The following is a 1079-nucleotide window of genomic DNA, read 5'->3' as shown; positions in this document are numbered from 1 at the left end:
GCCCGCCAGCGCGTGCTGGAACTGCTCTGCCAGGTGCAGCTGCCGCGTCCCGAGGAGTTGATCGACGCCTGGCCACACCAGCTCTCCGGCGGGCAACGCCAGCGCGTGATGATCGCCATGGCGATGGCCAATCAGCCACCGCTGTTGATCGCCGATGAGCCGACCACGGCGCTGGATGTCACCGTGCAGCAGGAGATACTCCAGCTGCTGGATCGCCTGCGCCGCGACCAGGGCATGGCGATGGTCCTGATCAGCCATGACCTCAATCTGGTGCGCCGTCACGCCGACCGCGTGATCGTGATGCGCGACGGGGAATGCATCGAGCAAGGGCGCGTCGACGAGGTATTCGATGCGCCACAGGCCGATTACACCCGCGAGCTGCTGGCCGCCGAACCCGAAGGCCTCGCCAGCGACTTGAGTGCCGAGGACGCCGCGACACCGGTTCTCGCCGCGCGCAAGCTGGAGGTGCGCTTCGCTCGCAGCAAGAAGCTGTTCCAGAAGCGCCCCGCGGACTTCGTCGCCGTTCATCCGCTGGATCTGACACTGGCCCGCGGCGAGACGCTCGGCGTGGTCGGGGAATCGGGGTCCGGCAAGACGACACTCGCCCTGGCGCTCTTGAGGCTGCAGGCCGCCAAGGGCGAGATCCACCTCGAGAACGAACGCATCGATACGCTGGATCGCAACACGCTGCGCCTGCGTCGCCGTCAGATGCAGATCGTCTTCCAGGATCCATACGGCTCGCTGTCGCCACGCATGCCGGTGGCGGACATCATCAGTGAAGGTCTGCGCTTTCATCATCCAACGCTCAGCGACGACGAGGTTCGCCTGCGTGTGGCGCAGGTGCTGGAGGAAGTCGAACTGCCCTCGGCGTGTGCCGATCGCTATCCCCACGAGTTCTCCGGCGGTCAACGTCAACGAATTGCCCTCGCGCGCGCCCTGATCCTCGAGCCCAGACTGCTGGTGCTCGATGAGCCCACCTCGGCACTGGACCGCAGCGTGCAGAAACAGCTGATTGCCCTGCTGCGTGAACTCCAGACACGCCGAGGCCTGAGCTATCTGTTCATCAGTCATGACCTGGC

The 1079-nt window shown here is 65.5% G+C and carries 1 protein-coding gene; it reads left to right on the top strand.

Going from position 1 to position 1079, the window contains the following annotated elements; genetic code table 11:
* Positions 1 to 1079 (top strand): ATP-binding cassette domain-containing protein (locus AC4FAH_RS13215; RefSeq protein WP_490246185.1); only part of this gene is annotated, 1079 nt, incomplete at both ends.

This window comes from Cobetia sp. (assembly GCF_983723665.1).
Note: the sequence above shows the minus strand (reverse complement) of the source record. Positions and strands in the feature narration are given on the sequence as shown.